The sequence below is a fragment of the Arthrobacter ginkgonis genome, from assembly GCF_039540195.1.
Lineage (GTDB): Bacteria > Actinomycetota > Actinomycetes > Actinomycetales > Micrococcaceae > Zafaria > Zafaria ginkgonis.
Genome location: NZ_BAABEO010000020.1, coordinates 171,091 through 192,521 on the forward strand (window position 1 = coordinate 171,091; position 21,431 = coordinate 192,521).

Sequence of the window (21,431 nt, forward strand, 5' to 3'; positions counted from 1 at the left end):
GATCCCCTCCTAGGTGTTGTCGGCAGGGTCGGTCGGGTCCACCGGAGTGACGCGGGAGTGGCCCCAGTAGTGGGCGGCGGAGTAGCGGGTCGGGGTCCACGTCGCCTCGTCGATGAGGATGCCGCCGGTGCCGTACTCGATGCCGAATCCGGAGGGACTGCGGACGTAGAAGGAGACCATCTTGTCGTTGGTGTGCTTGCCCAGGGTGGACAGGATCGGGGCGGCGTCTTCCTCCAGGACCTTGTCCCAGGCCCGGCCGATGATGTCGAGCTCATCGACCTCCAGCATCAGGTGCCCGATGTCCGACGGGACGCCCGGGATGTGGGCGAAGGCGAAGGAGTGGTGGCGCTCGTTGCAGTGGGTGAAGGTCAGGTCGACGCTTCCTTCCGGACCCGCCTCGATGTGGTCGGAGAGCCGGAAGCCCAGGATGTCGAAGTAGAGGCGGGCGTACGCCTCGGTGTCGAGGACCGTCTGGAAGACGTGGCCCAGTCCGCCCCTGCCGGTGACGAAGCCGGCGCCGGCCGGGGAGACGAAGCGGTCGGTGGCCTCGCGCAGGCCGTAGTGCAACTCCAGGTCCACCAGCCCGTCCGGGTCACGGAACACGGCGCCGGCGGTGATGCGGCGCGCCTTCAGGGCCTGGGCGTCCATTTCCTTCACGCCGAACCCGGCCGCGCGCAGGGTCTCCACCAGTTCGGCCAGGTCGGCCGGCCCGCCGACCTCCCAGCCGATGGCCTCGACGCCGTTGCGCTCGGACTTGTTGACGACGATCCGGTATTCCTTCTCGTCGGCGCGGAACTCCAGGCGTTCGGGGGTCTTGACCGAGGCCTGCAGGCCCAGCAGGCCGGAGCCGAACCGCTCCCAGGCGTCGAGGTCGGTCGAATTGACGATGAGGTAGCCGAGGCTTTTGACGGATGCTGCCATGATCTGACTTCTCCTTGGTTTCAGGGAATTGGGTGGGATGGTGGCTACTTGGAGATCCAGAGCTCGCGCACGTCGGGTTCGACGGTGCCGGGCAGGGTGCCCGGGAAGTTGCCGACCTTCTTGCCGACGTACCAGCCGTTCTGGTGCTGGATGAGCGGGACGATCGGCAGCCACTGGCGGAACTGCTTCTGCAGGTCGGTGTAGACCTGCGTGCGGTGCTCCGGCGAGTAGTCGGCGTTCAGGCCCAGCAGCAGCTCGTCGACCTTGGGGTCCGAACCCTGGGTGTTGTTCACCGGGGAGGTGCTCAGGTAATCGGTGCTCAGGGCCTGGTCCGTCTCGGCGGCGATGCCGGTGAAGCGGTGCTGGGAGTCGAACTTGCCCGCGAAGGCCTCGGTGACCATCGTCGGCTGGTCGCCCACGTTGATGGTCATGGTGATCCCGGCGTCGGCGAGCATCTGCTGCATGACCTGGGCCTGCTTCTGGAACTCCGGCGGGGAGGTGGTGGTGATCTTGAATTCGGCCTTGTTGCCGGTGTCCTTGACGTACTCCTCAATCAAGGCCTTGGCCTTCTCCGGGTCGTAGGAGGGCCAGTCGGTGTCGATGTAGTAGGGGTTGGACTTGGGCAGCATGCCGGTCATCGGGGTCTGCAGTCCGTCGAACACCGCCTTGTTCAGCCCGTCCAGGTCGATCGCGCGGATCACGGCCTCGCGGAAGCGCACGTCGTCGAACGGGGCCTTGTCCAGGTTGAACAGGATGTCGTAGTAGGTGGTGGTCTCCTGGGTCAGTGCCGTCAGGCCACCGGCCTCGGCATCAACCAGGTCGGAGGCGGCCTGCGTGCTGGCCAGGTCCAGGTCCCCAGCGATGGTCCCGGCCAGGCGGGACTGGGTGTCGGTCGCCGTCACGAAGGTCAGCCCGTCCAGGTGGGGTTTGCCGGCCAGGCGGTAGTTAGGGTTCTTCTTCAGCTTGATTTCGCCGCCGGCCTGGAAGGATTCGAGGGTGAACGGTCCGGCGCCGACGATCTTCTGGCCGAAGCCGGCCCCGTACTTCTCAACGGCCGTCGGGGAAGGCACCAGGGCACCGATGCCCGTGATGCCGTAGGTGAAGAACTTCGGGAAGCGCATCGTCTCGTTCTTCAGGGTCAGCACCAGGGTGGTCGCGTCCGGGGTTTCCATCTTCGCGACGTTGCGGGCGTCGCCCGCGGAACGGGACTGGGACTTCTCCGAGGCCAACCGCTCGACGTGCTTCTTCACGGCCTCCGAGTTGAACGCGGTGCCGTCGGAGAACTTCACGTCCGCGGGCAGCTTCAGGGTCCACGTCTTGCCCTTGTCGGTGGACTCCAAGGACTTGGCGAGTTCGGGGACCGAGGCACCGTCCTTGTCGTAGACGAACAACGCGTCGAAGACCGCCCGGGCCACCGGCAGGCCGCCCGAGTTGAGCGGTGACATCGGATCCAGCGTTTCCACCGGAGCAATCGTGCCGGTGCGCAGCGTGCCGCCGTCGACGGCGGCGTTGCGCTGGAACGCCTGGCCTCCCGTGGCGGTGACCGTGACGCCCGCGGGCAGGGCATTGGCGGGTCCGTTGTCAGGCGTCGCCTTCGACGTCCCGGAACATCCCGTCAACGCAAGCGACAGGGCCACGATGCCCGTCGCCGCGATCTTGAGAGCCTTCATAGGGAACTTGCCTTTCGTTCACGAGAACTCTTGCCGTGAGGGGTTGGGGTGCGGCGGCGGGGATTCCCCGCGGCCCGGCCGGCCCTCCGATGAAGAGACTGTGATGCGCGACACGTCCCAGCGCCGACAAAAATGTTCCGCTATCCGGCATGAGGGCCGAATTATTTGGATGTTCCACACCGCGGAACCATTTGGTTGGGGGGTGGGCCCGGATGGGGGAACGTCGGCACTGGCCAATCTGCAGATAACCGATCCGCAGGCCCAGCGGCCCCGCGCCGCCCCCACCCACCTCAACGTCGAGCGGAGTAACCACATGGCTCTCGAACTGACCGCCGAAGGCACCAGCCGATACGTCCAGACCAAGGACTGGAAGATCCATTACTACGAGGCCGGCCAGGGCCAGCCGCTGCTGATGCTCCACGGTTCCGGCCCCGGGGCCACGGGCTGGAGCAACTTCGGCCCGAACATGCGCGAGCTCGCGGAGAACTTCCGCTGCATCGCCGTGGACATGCCCGGCTGGGGCAAGTCCGACGCCGTCACGCTCGAGGAGCGCGACCACGTCGAGGCCGCGCTGCAGGTCCTGGACGCGCTGGGCATCGAGAAGGCCGCGTTCATCGGCAACTCCATGGGCGGCATGACCTCCATCCGCTTCGCCATGGAACACCCTGACCGCATCTCCCACCTGATCACCATGGGTTCCGGCGGCGGCTCCGCGCTCTTCTCCGCCGCCGGGCGCAGCGAAGGCATCAAGGTGCTGCAGGCCGCCTACCACGACCCGTCCCCGGCCGGCATGCGCGCGCTCGTGGACATCATGACGTTCGACCCGCAGTTCGCCACCGACGAACTGGTGAACCAGCGCTCCGAGGCCGCGACGTCCCGCCCGGACCACCTGCAGAACTTCATCGACGGCATCCCGGCCGGCCGGAAGCGCCTGGACCTGAGCCCGCTGGCCACCAGCGAGGTCCCCGCACTGATCGTCCACGGCCGCGACGACCGCGTGGTGCACTTCGAGAACTCGCTGAGCCTGGTTTCGGTCATCCCGAACTCGCGGCTGGTGCTGCTCAACCGCTGCGGCCACTGGGCCATGGTGGAGCATCCGGCGGAGTTCAACCGCCTGGTGGCGGACTTCGTCGCCAACAACTAGCATCCATACGCAGCGCGAAACCGGGCCGGGGGCACGCAGCCCCGGCCCGGTTTCGGCCAGTCCAGGGAGGGTATCCGCAATGGCCACGGCCCACGCCACCGGGGACACACCATGACCCCGCCTCTCGACCCCGGGGATTCGGTTCCCGATCCGCTTCCCGCCACCGGCGCCCCTCCGAAGCGCATCCGCGGCAAGGCCCCCAAGGACCAGGGCCTGGTCCATTCGTTCCGGGCCTTCCGCCACCGCGACTACACGATCTTCTGGTTCGGTGCGCTCGCCTCCAACACCGGGACGTGGCTGAGCAACCTGACGGTTCCCTACATTCTCTTCACCCTGACCGGCAGCGCGGTCTGGGTCGCGTACGCCACGCTGGCCCAACTGGCCCCCGCGGTCCTACTGGGTCCCCTGGGCGGCCACGTGGCCGACCGTTTCGACCGGCGCCGCGTCCTGCTGGCCACCCAGGCCTCCCTCGCCGTCGTGACCTTTGCCCTGTGGGGCGCGTGGGCGTCCGGATGGCACGACCCGTACATGCTGCTGGGGTTCGTGAGCCTGATCGGCATCATCAACGGCATCAACATGCCGTCCTGGCAGTCGTTCGTCAACGACCTGGTGCCGCGCGAGGACCTCATGTCCGCGGTCGCGCTCAACTCGATGCAGTTCAACGCGGCGCGGGCGATCGGACCGGCGATCGCCGGCGTGCTGCTGGCCACGCTGGGCCCGTCCTGGGCCTTCTTCTTCAACTTCCTGTCCTTCGGCTTCGTCCTGGCGGCGCTGCTGTGCGTGACCTCCACCCAGCCGCCGTCGGGCCGGTCCCCCGGACCGGTGGTCGGCGAGTTCATCGGCGCCTGCCGGTACATCCTGGGCCAGCGCGGCCTGCTCGTCGGCATCCTGCTCTCGGTCATGGTCGGACTTTTCGGCAACCCGCTCTTCCAGCTCACGGTGGTCTTCGCGGACACGGTCTACGGCGTCGGCGCCACCGGCCTCGGGATGCTCAACGCCGCGCTCGGCGTCGGGGCCGTGCTGGTGGCCCCGCTCATCGCGGGCTGGAGCAGGGTCCTGCCCATCAGCAAGGTGGTCAAGTGGGCCATGCTGCTGTACGGGGTGGGGCTGGTCGCGCTCGGGTTCACCCCCAGCTTCGCGCTGGCGATCCCCTGCATGGTCCTGCTCGGCGCCTGCTTCCTGGCCGCCATTTCCGGGATCAACACGGCGGTGCAGCTGATCGTGGCCGAGCGGCTTCGCGGCCGGGTGCTTGCCGCGCGGCTGATGTTCTTCACCGCCTCGATGCCCGTCGGCTCCCTGCTGCAGGGCTGGGCCGCGGATTTGTGGGGCGTGCAGACGGCGGTGGTCCTGGCGGGCGCCTCCATGCTGGCCTGCGTCCTGGTCCTGGCCCTGGTCCTGCGCGGCAACGGCTTCTCCCGGCTCGACGACCCCCAGGACACCTCCTCTCCCGAAAAGTGACGCGAAAGTGAGGGTGTTCACCCGAATCCTGACGCGTAGGTGCGGGTCCTCACCGGAATTTTGCTAGCCGCGGGACAGTGTCCCCGGGATTTTGCTCGCTTGGAGGCAGTCCCGCCGGGATTGTGCGCGGCTTCGGCCGGCGCCTCGCCTCACCGGCGGGATGCCGACCGGCGTCGTGCCGGCCAGCACGACGCCGGGACCCGGCGCACGCGTCGGCCGCGGGCCGCTGCTCCCGGCAGGGAGAACTGGCAGTCGCCATCGGACCGCAGACCCTTCAGGAAACATGCCGGAGAGACCTTGTCCGCTAGGCGGCCGCGAAGCCGCTGGTGGAAAAAGACCGGGTTGGACGAAGCTCCAGCTTGAAAGGGCGCCCCGGCCCCGCCCCCCCACAGCCAAGGGCATGAGCGGAAGTCAGGCTCCGCCGTCGCAATTGCCCGCTGCTCAAGGCAACCGCGACCGGCGGCAGCGATCCTGACAGCCCCGCGCACAATTCGCGCTGCACTGCCTCCAAGCGAGCAAAATCCCGGGAACACTGTCCCGCAGGTAGCAAAATTCCGGGAAGTACCGGCACCTAAGCGTCAGGATTCGGGTGAACACCCGCACTTACGCATCACTTTTCGGGAGAAGGGGTTGCCGCGAAAGGGGCGGCGAGGTTGATCGCGGCGACCGCGCCGAGCAGGGCGGCCGTCGCCAGGAGGGCCGCGCGGACCGAGGCGTGGTCCGCGACCGTGCCGAGGAACAGCCCGCCGATGGGCAGGAAACCTCCCCAGGCCCAGGTGAACAGGCTCATCACGCGACCGCGGATCTCCTGGGTGATGCTGCGCTGGATGTGGATGTTCAGGCTGATGGCGGTCATGACCCCCAGCGCGGCCATGAGGCAACTGGCGGAGACGGCCAACGGGAGCGCCCCCGCGAAGGCCAGCAGCACCAGCCCCGCCGCGCTGGCGGCGAACAGCGCCGAGATGGTGCGCAGGCTGCGCATCCTGGACAGCGGAAACAGTGCCCCGAGCAGGCCTCCGACGCCGCCGGCCGCCAGCAGGGCCGCAAAGCCGGCCTCGCCCACCCTGAGGACGCCGGTGGCGATCGAGGGGAGCATCGAGACGTGGGAGAGGTTCAGCATCGAGTTGGCGAACATCAGCAGCAGGGCCCGGCGCACCGGCGGAATGGAGTAGGCGATCCGGAACCCGGAGACCAGTTCGGCCAGGCCGCCGGCGGCGTCCGCGGCGCGCTCCGGGCGCTGGCCCGGGACCCGCACCAGCAGCAGCGTGCCGGCCAGGGCCAGGACCGCAACGACGGCGACGGCGAACGGCACCCCGACGTGGAGCAGCAGCGCCCCGGCCGCCATCGGGCCCAGAAGGCGGGCGATATTTTGCGTGACGGACACCGAGCGCACCGCCGGGGACAGGCCCGCCAGGCTGACCGTCGTGGGAATCAGGGCATGGACCGCCGGTGAGCCCAACGCCATGCACAGCCCCAGGCAGGCGGACAGGGCCGCACCGAGGCCGAAGTCCAGCAGCCCGAGCCCGCCGAGCAGCACCCCGCAGGCCGCGGCGGCTCCCATGAACATCCCGGTCCCGAGCAGCACCGGGCGTCCCCCCACCCGGTCCAGCAGCGGTCCGAGGAACGGCGTCAGGAACAGCATGGGCGCCAGCTGGATGAAATACAGCAGGCCCATTTCCGCGGGTCCGGTGTCCGGCAGCGAGGCCACATGCCACTGGACGGTGGTGATGCCGATCCAGTAGGCGCCCCAAATCAGCAGCGCGGTGCCGATGCCTTTGCCGAAGGCCGGCGTCCACCAGCCGAAACCGCCCGCGGAGACGGGCGCGGAGGACACGCCCTAACCCGCGAGGGCCAGCGAGATGCCGGAGGCGGCCTTGCGCAGCAGCCGCCCGTAGGCCTCCGGGGCGAACCCCGTGGTCGGCGAGGAGATGGAAACGGCCGCGACCGGACGTCCCCGATGCATGACCGGGACCGCGACGCAGGTCAGCCCCAGGAGCACCTCTTCGCGGTCGAACGCCTGCCCGCTGGCGCGGACCTGCCGCAGCTGGTTGACCAGGCGGCCCGGCTCGGTGATGGAGTAGGGGGTACGCCGGGCCAGCGGCCCGCCGAGGTAGCCACGCAACGCGTCCGCGGTGCCGTGCGCAAGCAGGGCCTTACCCAGCGCCGAGCAGTTCGCCGGGATGCGCCCGCCGATGGTGCTGGGGACGGGAGGGGCCAGGTGCCCGTGGATCTTGTCCAGGTAGACGACGTCGGCCCCGTCCAGGACCGCCATGTGCACGGTGCGTCCGCTGGCCACGAACAGCTCGCTGAGGAACGGCAGCGCGACGTCGCGCAGGCCCTGCGGCAGGCACTCGTCCACCCGGTTGCCGAGTTCGAAGACGCGGCGGGAGAGCTTGTACTTGGTGCCGGTGCGCACCACGAAGCCGCCCTGCTCGAGGCTGGCCAGCAGGCGGAAGGTGGTGGATTTGGGGACGCCCACGCAGCGGGAGAGCTCGCTGACGCCCAGCGCGCTGCCAGTGCCGCGGAACGCGTCCAGGATCTGCAGCGCCTTGCTGACCGAGGTGGCGGAGGAGGCCCCCAGGCCCTCATTGCCCAAACCCTCACCGCCCAAATCCCCATTGCCCAGCCCGTCCAGCTCGGGGACCGCCCCGCGGGCGGTCCCGGCGGCGGGACGGGACAACGGCTCAACCTGCATTGCGGTCACGATGGCTCCTTCACTAGTTCCCCCAACGGAGAGGGCCCCGCACAGCTCTGTGCTCCCCAAACTGTATTGAGTGATACAGGCCACTTCAAGAGGTTGGAGTGAACATATTAGAATGGACGCTCTACAAAAGTCGTCCCGTCCGAAAACTGACCGTTCCGCAGAGCGGCCCGTTTTCGTGGCGGCCCCCGTGGACGTCCCCAAGGATGGAAGGCACCGGATCACCGGCAGACCGACGAGGCGGCCACCTGCCGCACAGAAGGGACGGGCCCCATGACGGTTCAGGACACTGTTGAATTGACCCAGGAGGGCACCAGCCGCTGGGTGCAGACGAAGGATTGGAGCATCCATTACCAGGAGGCCGGGAGCGGGCACCCGCTGATCCTGATCCACGGGTCCGGGCCCGGCGCGTCCGGGTGGAGCAACTTCTCCCCGAACATCGGCCCGCTCGCGGAGCGGTTCCGGGTCCTGGCCATCGACGTGCCCGGCTGGGGAGACTCGGATTCGGCGACCCCGGAGCAGGCCGACTCGGTCGGGGCGCTGGTGCAGTTCATGGACGAACTCGGCATCGAGCGCGCGGCCCTGGTGGGCAACTCCATGGGCGGGATCATCGCCACCTCCCTGGCCGCGGCCCACCCCGAGCGGGTCAGCCACCTGGTCACCATGGGCACCGGCAGCTTCCCGACCCCGACCCTGTTCGGCGCCGCGGGACCGTCCGAGGGCATCAAGGTCCTGGTGGCGGGCTACCGGGACCCCAGCCCGGAGACCATGCGCCGCCTCGCGGACGTCATGACCTTCGATCCCGGCTTCGCCACCGAGGAGATGGTGGCCAAACGGGCCGAGGCCGCGGCCCGGCGCGATGACCACCGGGCCAACTTCCTGGCCGGGTTCGGCCAGCCCGGCTACATGCCCTTTGCCACCCCGGAGCAGGTCGCCTCCATCACGGCCCCGACCCTGCTCATCCACGGCCGCGATGACCGGGTGGTGCACTTCGAGCACTCCCTGCGCCTGTGCTCGCTGATCCGGAACTCCCGGCTGTACCTGCTCAACCGGTGCGGGCACTGGGCCCAGCTCGAACACGCCGCCGAGTTCAACCGCGTCGTGGCCGACTTCGTCGGCACCGGCGCCTGACCCGCCCGGGCAACGACGACGGCGGCACGCACCACCGCACGCGCGGCCCCTCCCCTTCGGGAGGGGCCGCGCGCGTCTTTCCGGTACCGTCGGAACGGGAACCGAGACCACAAGGCACCGGAAGCGCCAGGACCCGGCCCACGAACACGGGCCACGGAAGGACACGAGGGACGCACATGGGCGAGCATGTCATCACCGGGACCGGGGACGGACTCGGCATCATCACGCTGAACCGGCCGGAGAAGATCAACGCGCTCACCCACGGCATGGTCAGGACCATCGCCGCCACCCTGGCCGGGTGGCGCGAGGACCCCGAGGTGCGGATCGTGGTGCTGCGCGGGGCCGGCGAGCGCGGCTTCTGCGCCGGCGGGGACATCCGCGGCTTCCACGCCTCGATCACCGCGGGCCGGCCGCAGGACTTCCTGGACTTCCTCACCGACGAATTCGCCCTCGACCTGGCCATCGCCACCTACCCCAAGCCCGTCGTCGCCTTCATGGACGGGCTGTGCATGGGCGGCGGGGTGGGCCTGGCCGGGCACGCGGCAGTGCGCATCGTGACCCCGCGGTCCCGGGTCGGGATGCCGGAGACCCGCATCGGCTACTCCCCCGACGTCGGCGGCACCCACCTGCTCGGCCAGGCTCCGGGACGGCTCGGCGAGCACTTCGGGCTGACCGCCGCGAGCATGGGCGCCGGGGACGCCATCCACGCCGGGTTCGCCGATTTCTGCGCCGTCCCGGAGGCGCTGGAGGAAATCCTGGCCGCGCTGCCGGACTTCGCCGAGCTGTCCGGGGAGGAGCTCGCCATGGGGCTGGAGATCCTCCACGGCACCGCCGCGCCGGCGTCGTCCTTCACCGCCACGGCCGCGCAGGGCTGGATCGACGCCGCGTACGCGCACGCAACGGCCGCGGAGATCCTGGCCGCGCTGGATGCCTCCCCCTATCCGGGGGCGGCGGAGGCCGCCGCGGCGATCCGGGCCAACTCCCCGCTCGCCGTCGAAACCGCGCTGCGCGCCATCCGCGCCGCACGCGCCGAGGACGACCTGCGCTCCGCGTTCGAGCGCGAGCACCGCATCGCCGCGTTCCTGCTGGAGCACCCGGACCTGGCCGAGGGCATCCGCGCCCAGGTGATCGACAAGGACCGCGACCCGCACTGGTCGCCGGCCAGCCTCGCGGAACTGGACCCCGCCACGGCCGCCGCTGTCGCGGCCGCCGTGGGGTAGCCGGTGGCGAATTCCCCCTCCGGCGACTCCGTGCTGGACCGGCTGGTGAGGATCCTGGACGCGTTCGACGCCGGCACGCCGTCGCTCACGGTCAGCGCGCTGGCCCGCCGGGCCAACGTGCCCCGGGCCAGCGCCTACAGGCTGGTGGAGGAACTGCTGCGGCACGGGCTGCTGGCGCGCGAGGGCGGCGAGGTCCGGCTGGGCCTGCGGCTGTGGGAGCTGGCCAACCGGGCCTCCTCCACCCTGGACCTCAAGCGGGTGGCGATGCCCTTCATGGAGGACGTCAACCAGGTGGTGCGGCAAAACACCCAACTGGCCGTGCTGCACGACGACGAGGTGCTGGTCCTGGAGCGCCTCTCCCGCCCCGGCTCCGTGGTCAACCAGGCGTCCGTGGCCGGGCGCATGCCGGTGCACCTGACCTCGATGGGGCTCGCCCTGCTGGCCTTCTCCCCCGCCCCGGTGCTGGAAGGGTACCTGGAACGCCACGGGGACCGGATGCGCTCCAGCCACCCGGACCTGCGCCGCGAACTGGCGCACATCCGGCAGACCGGGTACGCGTCCCTGGAGGGCTTCATCGACACGGACACCACCGGCGTCGCGGTCCCGGTGCTGGACCGGCGCGGGCACGCGCTCGCGGTCCTGGCCGTGGTGGTTCCGCGCGGGTCGGACCTGCTCCGCCCCGCGGTGATGGCGCTGCGCACCGCGGCGCGCGGCATCTCCCGCGGGCTCGGAGAGATGCCGCCGGGCTAGGGCGGCCCGGACCGCCGCTGCGCAATCATCCTCTCCGTGGAGTAATCATCCCGGAGATTGGGACACGTTACTTTCACGTAATCACCCGGAGCTATACAGTTCTCCGTTAGGTGAGCCTAATCACCGTTCCGCTCAGAGAAAGTGTCCGGATGACTGTCACCATGCGTGCCGGCCGGACGGCGCCAAGCACTGCCCGGACCACGGGCTGCCCGCCGGTCCGACATACCTCCGCGCCGCGGCCAGCGTAGCCCGCGGCGCTGCGGCCCGCCGATGAGCCGCCCGTCCCGTCCCATCACCGCACCCCACCGCTCCCCCAAGGAATTCCCATGCCGTGCTTCCCCCTGCCCAAATTCAGCCGACCCACCGGCTTTCCCCATGCCGGATTGAACAGCGCCGAATTGAACAGCGCCGCCTCGACCGGCCCCGCCGAGGCGGTGGCCCTGTGAGCGGCTGCCCCTTCGGCGGCCAGGAACCGCCTGCCGAGCGCCCCGCCAACGGTACGGGCGCAGCGCCCCAGGCCGCCGGCGCAGGGTCCGAAACCGCCGGCGTCGTGCGTTCGCGCCTCTCCCGCCGCGGCCTGCTGGGCCTGGCCGGCGTGGGCGGTGCGGGGGCCGCCGCGGGGATCGCGGCCGTTATGGTCGGCCGGGGCCCCTTGGCGGCCGCGGCCGCGCCGCCCGCCAGCGATTCGGCGGTGCCGTTCTTCGGCGACCGCCAGGCCGGCATCACCACGCCCGCCCAGGACCGCCTGCACATGGCGGCCTTCGACGTCACCACCGAAGACCGTGCCGCGCTGGTGGAGCTCCTCAAGGACTGGACCGCCGCCGCGGAGGCCATGGCGGCAGGCCGGCCCACCGGCGACACCGGCGCCGTCGACGGGCCGTACGACGCCCCGCCGGAGGACACCGGCGAGGCCCTCGACCTCTCCGCCGCCCGCCTCACCCTGACGTTCGGCTTCGGCGCCACTCTGTTCGAGAAGGACGGCAAGGCCCGCTTCGGCCTCGACGGGCGGCGGCCCGAGGCGCTGATCGACCTGCCGCACTTCCCCGGCGACGCCCTGGAGCCGGCCCGGAGCGGGGGCGACCTTGTGGTGCAGGCCTGCGCCGACGATCCCCAGGTCGCAGTCCACGCCATCCGTAACCTCGCCCGCATCGCCTTCGGCAAGGCCCGGGTGCGCTGGTCCCAACTGGGCTTCGGCCGTACCTCGTCGACCTCCGTTGCGCAGCAGACCCCGCGCAACCTCTTCGGGTTCAAGGACGGCACCAACAACCTCAAGGCCGAGGACGCCGGCCTGCTCGGCGAGCACGTGTGGGCCGGAGCGGGTGGCCGCCCGGAAGAGGCCTGGATGGCCGGTGGCAGCTACCTGGTGGCGCGTCGCATCCGCATGCACATCGAGATCTGGGACCGGACCTCGCTGCGCGAGCAGGAAGGCCTCATCGGCCGGACCAAGCGCGAAGGCGCCCCACTCTCCGGAGGCAAGGAGTTCACCGCCCCCGACTTCCACCTAGCGGGCAAGGACGAGGAACCGCTGATTCCCCTGGACTCCCACGTGCGGCTGGCCCACGCCGACCAGAATGGCGGCGTGCGGATGCTCCGCCGCGGCTACAACTACACGGACGGCTCGGACGGGCTGGGCCGCCTCGACGCCGGCCTGTTTTTCATCGCATTCGTCAAGGACCCGCGGACCCACTACGTGCCGATGCAGATGACCATGGCCAAGGAGGACACCTTGGCCGTGGAGTACCTCAGGCACACCGGATCCGGCCTCTTCGCGGTGCCCCCGGGCACCAAGCCCGGCGGCTTCATCGGGGAGGGACTGTTCGCATGAGCCGCGCCGTCGTCACCTCCGGCGGCAAGGCACCACCGGCCCTGCCCTCCGCCCCCGACGGCCTGTTTGAACCCGATGACCTAGCTGAACCCGATGACTTGGTTGGACCCGATGGCCTTGCCGGACCCGGCGCTCCGGCACCCGCCGGGCGGGCCACCGGACCGGCCTCACGGTGGTCCCCCGGGCGCGGGACCACCGTGAGCCTCGGCGCCCTCTGCCTGCTGGCCTGGGCAGCATCGATCGCGGTGGGAATGTGGGTCGACTGCGGACCGGTCCTGCACCGGGTCGGCCTGGCAGGGCACATCCTGGCCCTGGCGGTGGCCTTCGGCGCGATCCTGGTGGTGGACTGGGTGGGATTCCTCTGGCTGCTGGGCAAGCGGGAAATCCGCGACACCGGACGCCTCGAGGCCGCCGCCCAGCCGTTGATCTGGGGCGGGCTGGCCGCACTGCTGGCCACCGGAGCGATGATCAAGCCCGATCTCTCCAACCCGCTGACCCAGGTCAAGATGGCGTGCGTGCTGGTCCTTATGCTCAACGGCGTGGCCCTCGCCCCCGCGATGCGCCGCCTGCACGGCCTGCCGGCGGACACCCGCTTCACGGCCATGGCGGCCCGGTTGCGCGCCCGGCTGCTCGTCGCCCTGACCATCTCGCAGGCCTGCTGGTGGACCTGCATCCTGGTGGGCCTGCTCAACAGCACCCTGCGCCGCTGGGGCGGATCGGGCGGATCCTAGCCGCGGCACACTGCGGGAGGGGACGACGGCGGTGCGCACCGCCGTCGTCCCCTCCCGCGTACGGCTAGGCGCCGTGCGTCTTGCGCAGGTCGGCCTTGCGGATCTTGCCGCTGGCGGTGCGCGGAAGGTCGTCGACGAAGACCACGGTCTTGGGGATCTTGTACTTGGCCAGCCGCGTGGAGAGGTGCTCGATCAGGGCCGCGTCGTCAAGGCCGCCGCCCTGGGCGGGAACCACGATCGCCCGCGGCACCTCGCCCCACTTCTCGTCGGGGATGCCGATGACGGCCACGGCGGAGACTGAATCGAGTTCCATGATGGCCTGCTCCACCTCGGCCGGGTAGATGTTCTCCCCGCCGGAGATGATCATGTCCTTGAGCCGGTCGGAGATGTAGAGGAAGCCCTCGTCATCGACGTACCCCATGTCGCCGGAGCGGAACCAGGAGCCGTCGGCGAAGGACTGCTCCGTGGCCTCGGGCCGCTGCCAGTAGGACGGGATGACGTTCGGTCCGGAGATCTGGATCTCCCCCACCGCCCCCGCCGGCTGCGGTTCGCCCATCGCGTCCACGATGCGGATGTCCGTGAAGAAGTGCGGCAGGCCCGCGGACCCGGCCTTCTCGCGCGAGCGTTCCTGCTGCAGGGAGGTGGCCCCCGGGGCGGTCTCCGTCATGCCGTAGCCGCCGGAGAAGGCGAGTCCGCGCTCCTCGTAGGCGTCCATGACGCGCACAGGAACGGCGGAGCCGCCGCAGGTGAGCTTGCGCAGGGAGGAGATGTCCGTGGTCGCCCAGGCCGGGTGCTCGGCGAGCATCTGGTACGTGGTGGGAACCCCGGAAAGGCTGGTGACCTGGTGCTTCTCGATCGCCGCCAGGACCGCGGAGGGTTCGAAGCGGTCCTGCAGCACCAGCGTGCCGCCCTTGAGCAGGGTCGGCAGGGCGCCCATGCCCAGGGACGCGACGTGGAACATCGGTGCGATCATCAGCGCCACCTCGTCGCCGGTGACGTCGTAGTCGACCAGCACGTTGATGGCGTTCCAGGTCATGTTGCCGTGAGTGAGCAGCGCACCCTTGGGGTTGCCGGTGGTGCCGGAGGTGTACAGGATGATCGCCGGGTCCTCGAGCGTGACGTCGATGTCCCGGTGGTCGGCCGGCGCGGCCGCGATCGCGACCTCGTAGGATTCGGCGGGCGAGTCCTCGCCGCCGCCGTCGTGCACCACCAGCCGGTGCACGACGCCGGTGTCGCGGCTGCCGCTCTCCGCGAGCGGTTCCAGCAGGCCGGAGCCCACCAGCACGGTGCTTCCCGAGTCGTTGAGCGCGTACTGGAGCTCGCGCGGAGCCAGGCGCGTGTTCAGGGGCACGAACAGGGCCCCGAGGAGGCCGCAGGCGAACAGCGTCTCCAGGTAGGCGGGGTGGTTGTTGCCCAGGTAGGCCACGCGGGTGCCGCTGGCGACGCCGCGTTCGGCCAGGGCGTTGGCCAGGCGGTCGACCCGTTCCGCGAGGGCGTCATAGGTCAGTTCGGATTCGCCGTTGACGACGGCGACCTTGCCCACCGACTTGACCCGGCGCTTGTGGATCCAGGATCCAAGTCCTGCGTTGCGCATTCTTCGCTTGCCTTTCCTGCTGCTGCGGCGCCCGCGGGCGCATCCGTCGTCGTGTTGTGGGTCCCGCGGCCGGTCCGATCATCATGCGGGCCGGACCGGCCGCGGCGGGCTAGGCGTAGAAGCGGTACAGCCCGCGGGAGACGACAACGGGCTTGGCGCCGCCTTCGATTTCGACGGTCTGGTCGACGGCGATCTGGTAGCCGCCCTTGACCTCTTCGACCTCGGCGATGGTGGCCTTCATGCGGATGTTGGAGCCGACCGGCACCGGCGCCGGGAAGCGGACCTTCTCCAGCCCGTAGTTGACCTTGGTCTTGACGCCCTCCACCTCGAACATCTCGGTCCAGAACGCGATCTGCAGCGAGAGGGTCAGGTAGCCGTGGGCGATCGGGGCGCCGAAGGGGCCATCCTTGGCCTTCTCCGGGTCGGTGTGGATCCACTGGTGGTCGTCGGCTGCGTCGGCGAAGGTGTTGACCTGCTCCTGGGTGACGGTGCGCCACTCGCTGTAGCCCAGGTCGGTGCCGGCGGCGTTGGCGAGCTCGGCGTAGGAAATGACGGTCTGGCCCATGGTGGGTCTCCTTAGGTGTGGTTGGTGTAGTTGATGTGGTTGGAGTGAAGTCGTGGCCGGCTCGGCGGAAGGCACCGGTTAGCGGAAAGCTCCGAGTCCGGTGATGGAGCGTCCCACGATCAGCGCGTTGATCTCGTGGGTGCCCTCGTAGGAGTAGACGGCTTCGGCGTCGGCGTGGAAGCGCGCGACGTCGTTCTCCAGCAGGATGCCGTTGCCGCCGCAGACCTCGCGCGCCAGCGCCGCGGTCTCGCGGTACATGCGGGCGGTGAACATCTTGGCCATGGCCGAGTTTTCGTCCCGGTAGATCCCGGCCTCCTGCTGCTGGGTCAGGCGCACCACCACGGCCAGGGCCGCGGTGACGTTGGAGAGCATGTGCGCCAGCTTTTCCTGGATGAGTTGGAAGGACGCCAGCGGTTTGCCGAACTGCTGGCGCTCCAGCACGTACCTGACCGCGGCCTCGTAGGCTCCGGCGGCGCCGCCGGCGGCGATCCAGGCCACGTCCGAGCGCATGTTGCGCAGGCACGCGGCGACGTCGGCGAACGAGTTGATGTTCCGCAGCCGCGCCGAGTCCGGGACCCGCACGTCGGCGAGCTCGATGTCGGCGTTCTGCATGATCCGCAGGCTGGTCTTGCGCTCGATCTTGGTCAGCTTCACGCCGGCCGCCTCCCGCGGGACCAGGAAGCACTTGACCTGGCCGTCGGCGGTGTCGCGGGCGAAGACCGCCAGCACGTCGGCCAGGAAGGCCCCGCCGATCCAGCGTTTGGCGCCGTTGATGGTCCACCGGCCTTCGCCCGGACCGCCCCCGCCCTGCTCGCCGGCGGCCGGCTCGAAGGTGGCGGTGGTGGCCAGCCCTCCGGCGATGTCCGAGCCGTGGTCCGGCTCGGTGAGCGCGAAGACCCCGGTGAAGTCGAAGGAGCGGATCCGCGGGTCCAGCTCGGCGGCCTGCTCGGCGCTTCCGCCGAGGTTCACCGTGGTGCGGAACAGCCCGGACTGCGCGTTGTACCAGGTGACGGTGGAGGTATCGACGCGGCCGATCTCGAAGTTCCGGAACCCCCCGTACAGGCCGCTGGGCACCTGTCCGGCCTCGCGGACCTCCACCGGATCCATCAGGTCCAGGTCCACGAAGGGGGCCACGATCTGCTCGGGGAATTCCCCGCGCTCCCAGTACTCGGCCACGAGGGGGCGCACCTGCGTGTCCAGGACCGCCCGCAGCCGGGACAGCGCGGAGCGTTCGGCGTCGGTGAGCAGCTCCGCGAACCCGTAGACGTCCGAGGGGTAGAACCCCTCCGTGGCGCCGTCCCGGCCGCGGCTCACGCTTCGGCCCCCGCGGCCGCCCTGGCCTCCTCGGCGGTGCCGGCTGGCGCGAAAGCCTCCAGTCCCAGCACGCGCACGGCGTTGCCCTTGAGGATGCGCGGGCGCACCTCGTCCTTCAGCGGCAGCTCGGCAAAGGCCTGAAGCCACTTGTCGGGCGTGATCAGCGGGAAGTCTGTACCGAAGAGCAGCTTGGAGGACAGCACGTTGTTGCCCAGCTTCACCAGCGAGGCCGGGAAGTACTTCGGGCTCCAGCCGGACAGGTCGATGAACACGTTGGCCTTGTGCGTGGCGATGGAGTTGGCCTCCTCCTGCCACGGCACCGACGGGTGCGCCATGATGATCGTCAGCCCCGGGAAGTCCGCGGCGACGTCGTCGAGCAGCAGCGGGTTGGAGTAGCGCAGCTTGATCCCGCGCCCGCCGGGCAGCCCGGCGCCCATGCCGTTCTGCCCGGTGTGGAACACGCACGGCAGGCCCAGCTCCTGAAGCGCCTCCCACAGCGGGTAGAAGGCCGCCTCGGAGGGGTCGAAGCCCTGCAGCGACGGGTGGAACTTGAAGCCGCGCACGCCGAGCTCCAGCGCCTGCCGGCGGGCCTCCGCGATGGCCTCCGCGCCGGTGCGCGGGTCGACGCTGCCGAACGGGATCAGGACGTCGTTGTTGCGCGCCGCCCCGGCGACCAGGTCGTCGATGGAGTTGGGCAGGTGGCCCAGCGCGGTGCGCGCGTCGACGGTGAACACGACGGCGGCCATGGAGCGTTCGCGGTAGATCTCGGCGATGCGGTCCATGGACGGGGTGCGTTCCTCGGCCTTGAAGTACTTCGCGGAGGCGTCGAACAGGTCATCCGGCATGGCGCGGTGGCCGCAGTTGTCCACCTCCAGGTGGACGTGCATGTCGATGGCCGCCAGCGCGGCCACGTCCAGCGCGGGTTCGTAGCGGGTGGGCCCGTGGTGGGTGGACATGGATCCCTGCCCCTACTTCGCCACGGGTTCCGGGCGCAGCTCCTCGGGAAGCTCGGGGAACTTCTCGCCCACGGACTGCAGCGCCTCGGCGAACGGGAAGCCGGCCTGCAGCGTCCCGTAGTCCCAGCCGCCGTCGTGGTAGGCGGACTCGATCGCCTCCGGGTGGCTCCAGAGCTGGAGGCGGTCGCCGCCGGCGCCAATGGCCTGGCCGGTGATTCCGGCCGCCGCGTCGGAGGCGAGGAAGGCGATCAGGCCGGAGACGTCGTCGGCCGAGCCGAAGCCGAGCTCCTTGCGGAAGAACTCCGGCATGGGCTCGCCGCGGTCCTCCGCCTCGACGGCCTTGGCGAAGAACGGCACGGTGCGGGTCATGGCCGTCACGGCCACCGGGATCACGGCGTTGGCGGTCACGCCGGCGCGCTTCATCTCCAGCGCCCAGGTGCGGACCATGCCGACGATGCCGGCCTTGGCCGCGGCGTAGTTGGTCTGCCCGAACGCGCCGCGCTGGCCCGTGGGGGAACCGATCGCGATGATGCGCCCGGCGATGCCGTTCTCCTTGAAGTACGCGAAGGCCTCGCGGGCGCAGGTGAAGGTGCCGCGCAGGTGGACGTTGATGACGGTGTCGAAGTCCTCGTCCGTCATCTTCAGGAAGGACTTGTCCCGCAGCACGCCGGCGTTGGTGACCAGGATGTCCAGGCGGCCGAACGCGTCGACGGCGGCGCGGACCAGCTGCTGGGCCACCTCGGTGGTGCCCACCGGGGCGACAACGGCGACAGCCTGGCCGCCGGCGGCGGTGATCGTGGCGACCGCCTCTTCGGCGACGGCGGCGTCGACGTCGTTGACGACCACGGCCGCGCCCTGGCGGGCGAGCTCCTGCGCGTAGGCGAGGCCGAGGCCGCGGCCGCTGCCGGTGACGATGGCGACTTTTCCTGCGAGTGACATGTGGTGGCTCCTTCTGCCCGGCCTTGCCCGGCGTTCGGTTTCGTGCGAATCTGGCGTTAAATACATGGCAACTTATATTCTTGAAAAAGTCAATGATTAAGTTCCACATCGACATGCGTGGAAGGAGGGGGCATGGCCCCCGAAGAGAAGAACACCGCGGTCCTCGAGGAGCACGACCGGCTCCTGGCCAGCGATCTGGCCGGCGAGATCGAGTTCCTCACGGCCCGGACCCGCTCGCTCGGTTCCCTTCTGGCGAACCGGGAACTGGCCCCCCTGGACCTGAAGGTGCGCTCGTACTCCGTCCTGTCCCTGGCCTGCGGGCCGACGCCTCCCACCCAGCGCGAACTCGCCGGGTTCCTCAGCCTGGACCCCAGCCAGATCGTGGCCCTGGTGGACCAGCTGGAGAAGCGCGGGCTGGTGCTGCGCGTCCCGGACCCGCAGGACCGCCGCTCCAAGATCATCCGCGCCACCGGCGACGGCGCGGCCGTGTACCGCCAGGCGCGCGAGGCGACCCACCGGGCGGAGGAGGCCGCGCTCGGTTCGCTTTCCCCCGCCGAGCGGGACGAGCTGCGCCGCCTGCTCACCAAGACCGCCTTCCCGGACGGGCAGGGCTGACCCCGCGTCCAACGGCAAACCGCCCGCGTGCAGCCGCTGACGACGGCTGCACGCGGGCGGTCCGGATTCCGGCGGCAGGCCGTTGAATCACAGTTCCAGCGTGATCGGGCCGCCCTTGCTCCGCGACACGCAGATCATCATGACCTCGGACTCCTCGCGTTCCTTGGCGCTGAGGATCGCGTCGCGATGGTCGGGCCGGCCCGCCAGGACGAACGTCTCGCAGGTGCCGCAGGTTCCGCCGCGGCACGAGGACGGCACCGATACCCCTGCCGAGCCAACGACCTCCAGGATCGATTCCCCGGGAAGGACCTCCAGCGTCAGCCCCGATTCGGAGAGCTCTACGCTGAACGGCTCGTCCGATGCGGCGGTGACGATGTTCCCGTTCACGAACCGTTCGACCCGCAGGTCCCGGCCGTGCCGGTCGGCGGCCGCCTGCAGGGCATCCAGGAGCCTGTTCGGCCCGCAGGCGTACGTCACCGCCTGGCCGGCGTTGCGCACGATCTCCTGCAGTTCCATCCGTTTTCCCTGGTCTGCAGGGTAGAAAAAGGTGCGCCCCGCATACGGTTCCAGCTCGCCCGTGAACGCCATCGTCTCGGTCGACCGTCCGGCGTAGTGCAATTGCCAGTCGATCCCCTGTTCCTGCGCCCGGGCAACCATCGGCAGGATCGGGGTGATGCCGATGCCGCCGGCCACAAAGACCAGCGGGGCGCCGGAGCCGAGTTCGAACAGGTTCCGCGGGCTCGAGACCCGCACCAGGGTGCCCGGGAACAGGGCGTCGTGGATGTGCCGGCTGCCGCCCCCGCCGTCGGACTCCCGCAGCACGGCGATCCGGTATTCGGTGTCTTGGGACGGATCGCCGCACAGCGAGTACTGCCGGACCGTTTCCCCTTGGCCGGGAACGTCCAGGTGCAGGTCGATGTGGGCGCCGGGGGTCCATGCGGGAAGCGGTACCCGCATCGGATCGGCCAGCACCAGCGAGACAACCCCGTCGGACTCCGCGTTCCTGGCCACGACCTGCAAGGTGAGCGTTGTTGGACTAGTCACTGTTGGATCAGGCACCATGGGACACCGCTTCCCCGGCGACGGCGGGCTGCGTCCGGTAGGTGACATGCTTGGCCTGCTGGATCAGCTCGTACACCTGCGTGCGGAGCCGCGCGAACTCGGGCAGCGCCCGGGTGGAGAGCTGGTCACGCTCGTCGGGCAGGTTGATCCGCACCTCCTCCATGATGAAGGTGGGAGCGCTGGACAGGACCAGGACCCGCTGGCCCAGATAGACGGACTCGTCGATGTCGTGGGTGACGAAAAGGACCGTCACGCCCAGGCGCTGCCAGATGTCCCGCACGAGGTCTTCCAGGTCCGCCCGGGTCTGGGCGTCGACCGCGGCGAAGGGTTCGTCCATGACCAGGATCTTGGGCTTGTAGGCGATGGCCCTGGCAATGGCCACGCGCTGTTGCATGCCGCCGGACAGCTGCCAGGGATACGACTTCCTCGAGGAGGAGAGCCCGACGGCTGCGAGGGCCTCGGTGACGGCGGCCTTGCGTTCGCCGGCGGAGAGGCCCTTTGCCTTCAGCGGCAGTTCGATGTTGTCGTAGACGGTCATCCACGGGTAGAGGCTGCGGCTGTATTCCTGCAGCACCACGGCCATGCCCTCGGGCGGGCCCTCGACCTTCTTCCCCTCCAGCACGACCTGCCCGGAGGTGGGGGCAAGCAGTCCCGAAAGGCACCGGAGGAAGGTCGTTTTTCCCGCCCCCGACGGTCCCACGATGCAGATCAGCTCGTTGTGGCCGATGGTGAAGTCGAGGTTTCCGATGGCTTCCACCGCTCCGGCACCGGAACCGTAGACCTTGCGGAGAGACTCGACCGACAGGATCGGCGGCTTTTCGACGTGTTGCATCCT

19 protein-coding genes are annotated in these 21,431 nt (G+C 69.9%); 8 read left to right on the forward strand and 11 right to left on the reverse strand.

The annotated features are described in order from the left end of the window. Window positions 1-9 precede the first annotated feature (9 nt). Together ABD912_RS15895 and ABD912_RS15900 are read right to left on the reverse strand one after the other, a co-directional pair. Window positions 10-921, reverse strand: coding sequence for a VOC family protein (locus ABD912_RS15895; RefSeq protein ID WP_345152264.1), 912 nt, complete (start codon window positions 919-921; stop codon window positions 10-12). A gap of 44 nt (window positions 922-965) precedes the next feature. Continuing rightward, entirely contained in the window at window positions 966-2,591 is a 1,626-nt protein-coding gene (locus ABD912_RS15900) for an ABC transporter substrate-binding protein (RefSeq protein ID WP_345152267.1), read from the reverse strand. Window positions 2,592-2,904: 313 nt separating this feature from the next. On the opposite strand from ABD912_RS15900, the gene ABD912_RS15905 reads away from it, so the two are divergent. Then, window positions 2,905-3,735: an alpha/beta fold hydrolase gene (locus ABD912_RS15905; protein ID WP_345152268.1), complete on the forward strand. Its 831-nt coding sequence runs from the start codon at window positions 2,905-2,907 to the stop codon at window positions 3,733-3,735. A 111-nt stretch (window positions 3,736-3,846) separates the two neighbouring features. After that, the gene (locus tag ABD912_RS15910; protein ID WP_345152271.1) at window positions 3,847-5,193 is read left to right on the forward strand and encodes an MFS transporter; all 1,347 of its coding nucleotides are present in this window, start codon (window positions 3,847-3,849) and stop codon (window positions 5,191-5,193) included. A 610-nt stretch (window positions 5,194-5,803) separates the two neighbouring features. Here the strand turns inward: ABD912_RS15910 and ABD912_RS15915 are convergent. Beyond that, window positions 5,804-7,027 carry an MFS transporter gene (locus ABD912_RS15915; protein ID WP_345152273.1) on the reverse strand — a complete coding sequence of 408 codons (1,224 nt, stop codon included), beginning with the start codon at window positions 7,025-7,027 and terminating at the stop codon, window positions 5,804-5,806. 3 nt (window positions 7,028-7,030) lie between these two features. Next, window positions 7,031-7,888, reverse strand: coding sequence for an IclR family transcriptional regulator (locus ABD912_RS15920; protein WP_345152390.1), 858 nt, complete (start codon window positions 7,886-7,888; stop codon window positions 7,031-7,033). 279 nt (window positions 7,889-8,167) lie between these two features. Between ABD912_RS15920 and ABD912_RS15925 the strand changes: the two genes are divergently transcribed. The 5 genes from ABD912_RS15925 (at window position 8,168) to ABD912_RS15945 (ending at window position 13,551) form a co-directional block, all read left to right on the forward strand. After that, entirely contained in the window at window positions 8,168-9,025 is an 858-nt protein-coding gene (locus ABD912_RS15925; protein ID WP_345152276.1) for an alpha/beta fold hydrolase, read from the forward strand. A 176-nt stretch (window positions 9,026-9,201) separates the two neighbouring features. Next, window positions 9,202-10,245 (forward strand): enoyl-CoA hydratase/isomerase family protein, encoded by a 1,044-nt coding sequence (locus ABD912_RS15930; protein WP_345152278.1) that lies wholly within the window; start codon window positions 9,202-9,204, stop codon window positions 10,243-10,245. Between the two features lie 3 nt (window positions 10,246-10,248). Then, complete coding sequence (locus ABD912_RS15935) at window positions 10,249-10,995, forward strand: IclR family transcriptional regulator (RefSeq protein ID WP_345152280.1); 747 nt, start codon at window positions 10,249-10,251, stop codon at window positions 10,993-10,995. A 442-nt stretch (window positions 10,996-11,437) separates the two neighbouring features. Continuing rightward, on the forward strand, window positions 11,438-12,820 hold the full coding sequence (gene efeB, locus ABD912_RS15940) for an iron uptake transporter deferrochelatase/peroxidase subunit (RefSeq protein ID WP_345152282.1): 1,383 nt from the start codon (window positions 11,438-11,440) through the stop codon (window positions 12,818-12,820). Beyond that, entirely contained in the window at window positions 12,817-13,551 is a 735-nt protein-coding gene (locus ABD912_RS15945; protein ID WP_345152284.1) for a hypothetical protein, read from the forward strand. The genes efeB and ABD912_RS15945 overlap by 4 nt, the downstream gene beginning before the upstream one ends. 64 nt (window positions 13,552-13,615) lie before the next feature. On the opposite strand, the gene menE is transcribed toward ABD912_RS15945, so the two are convergent. The 5 genes from menE to ABD912_RS15970 all read right to left on the reverse strand — a co-directional run bounded on the left by menE (window position 13,616) and on the right by ABD912_RS15970 (window position 18,919). Further along, complete coding sequence (gene menE, locus ABD912_RS15950) at window positions 13,616-15,145, reverse strand: o-succinylbenzoate--CoA ligase (protein WP_345152286.1); 1,530 nt, start codon at window positions 15,143-15,145, stop codon at window positions 13,616-13,618. Window positions 15,146-15,254: 109 nt separating this feature from the next. Continuing rightward, the gene (locus ABD912_RS15955) at window positions 15,255-15,710 is read right to left on the reverse strand and encodes a MaoC family dehydratase (RefSeq protein WP_345152287.1); all 456 of its coding nucleotides are present in this window, start codon (window positions 15,708-15,710) and stop codon (window positions 15,255-15,257) included. Between the two features lie 78 nt (window positions 15,711-15,788). Next, the gene (locus ABD912_RS15960) at window positions 15,789-17,024 is read right to left on the reverse strand and encodes an acyl-CoA dehydrogenase family protein (protein WP_345152290.1); all 1,236 of its coding nucleotides are present in this window, start codon (window positions 17,022-17,024) and stop codon (window positions 15,789-15,791) included. Then, window positions 17,021-17,980, reverse strand: coding sequence for an amidohydrolase family protein (locus ABD912_RS15965; RefSeq protein ID WP_345152291.1), 960 nt, complete (start codon window positions 17,978-17,980; stop codon window positions 17,021-17,023). The genes ABD912_RS15960 and ABD912_RS15965 overlap by 4 nt, the downstream gene beginning before the upstream one ends. Window positions 17,981-17,992: 12 nt before the next feature. After that, window positions 17,993-18,919 (reverse strand): SDR family oxidoreductase, encoded by a 927-nt coding sequence (locus tag ABD912_RS15970; RefSeq protein ID WP_345152295.1) that lies wholly within the window; start codon window positions 18,917-18,919, stop codon window positions 17,993-17,995. Window positions 18,920-19,051: 132 nt separating this feature from the next. Here ABD912_RS15970 and ABD912_RS15975 point away from each other — a divergent pair, with 132 nt between their 5' ends. After that, window positions 19,052-19,534 (forward strand): MarR family winged helix-turn-helix transcriptional regulator, encoded by a 483-nt coding sequence (locus ABD912_RS15975; protein ID WP_345152298.1) that lies wholly within the window; start codon window positions 19,052-19,054, stop codon window positions 19,532-19,534. Between the two features lie 87 nt (window positions 19,535-19,621). Here the strand turns inward: ABD912_RS15975 and ABD912_RS15980 are convergent, their stop codons facing one another. After that, window positions 19,622-20,578: a PDR/VanB family oxidoreductase gene (locus tag ABD912_RS15980; RefSeq protein ID WP_345152301.1), complete on the reverse strand. Its 957-nt coding sequence runs from the start codon at window positions 20,576-20,578 to the stop codon at window positions 19,622-19,624. A 7-nt stretch (window positions 20,579-20,585) separates the two neighbouring features. Beyond that, window positions 20,586-21,428 carry an ABC transporter ATP-binding protein gene (locus ABD912_RS15985; RefSeq protein WP_345152304.1) on the reverse strand — a complete coding sequence of 281 codons (843 nt, stop codon included), beginning with the start codon at window positions 21,426-21,428 and terminating at the stop codon, window positions 20,586-20,588. Window positions 21,429-21,431 lie beyond the last annotated feature (3 nt).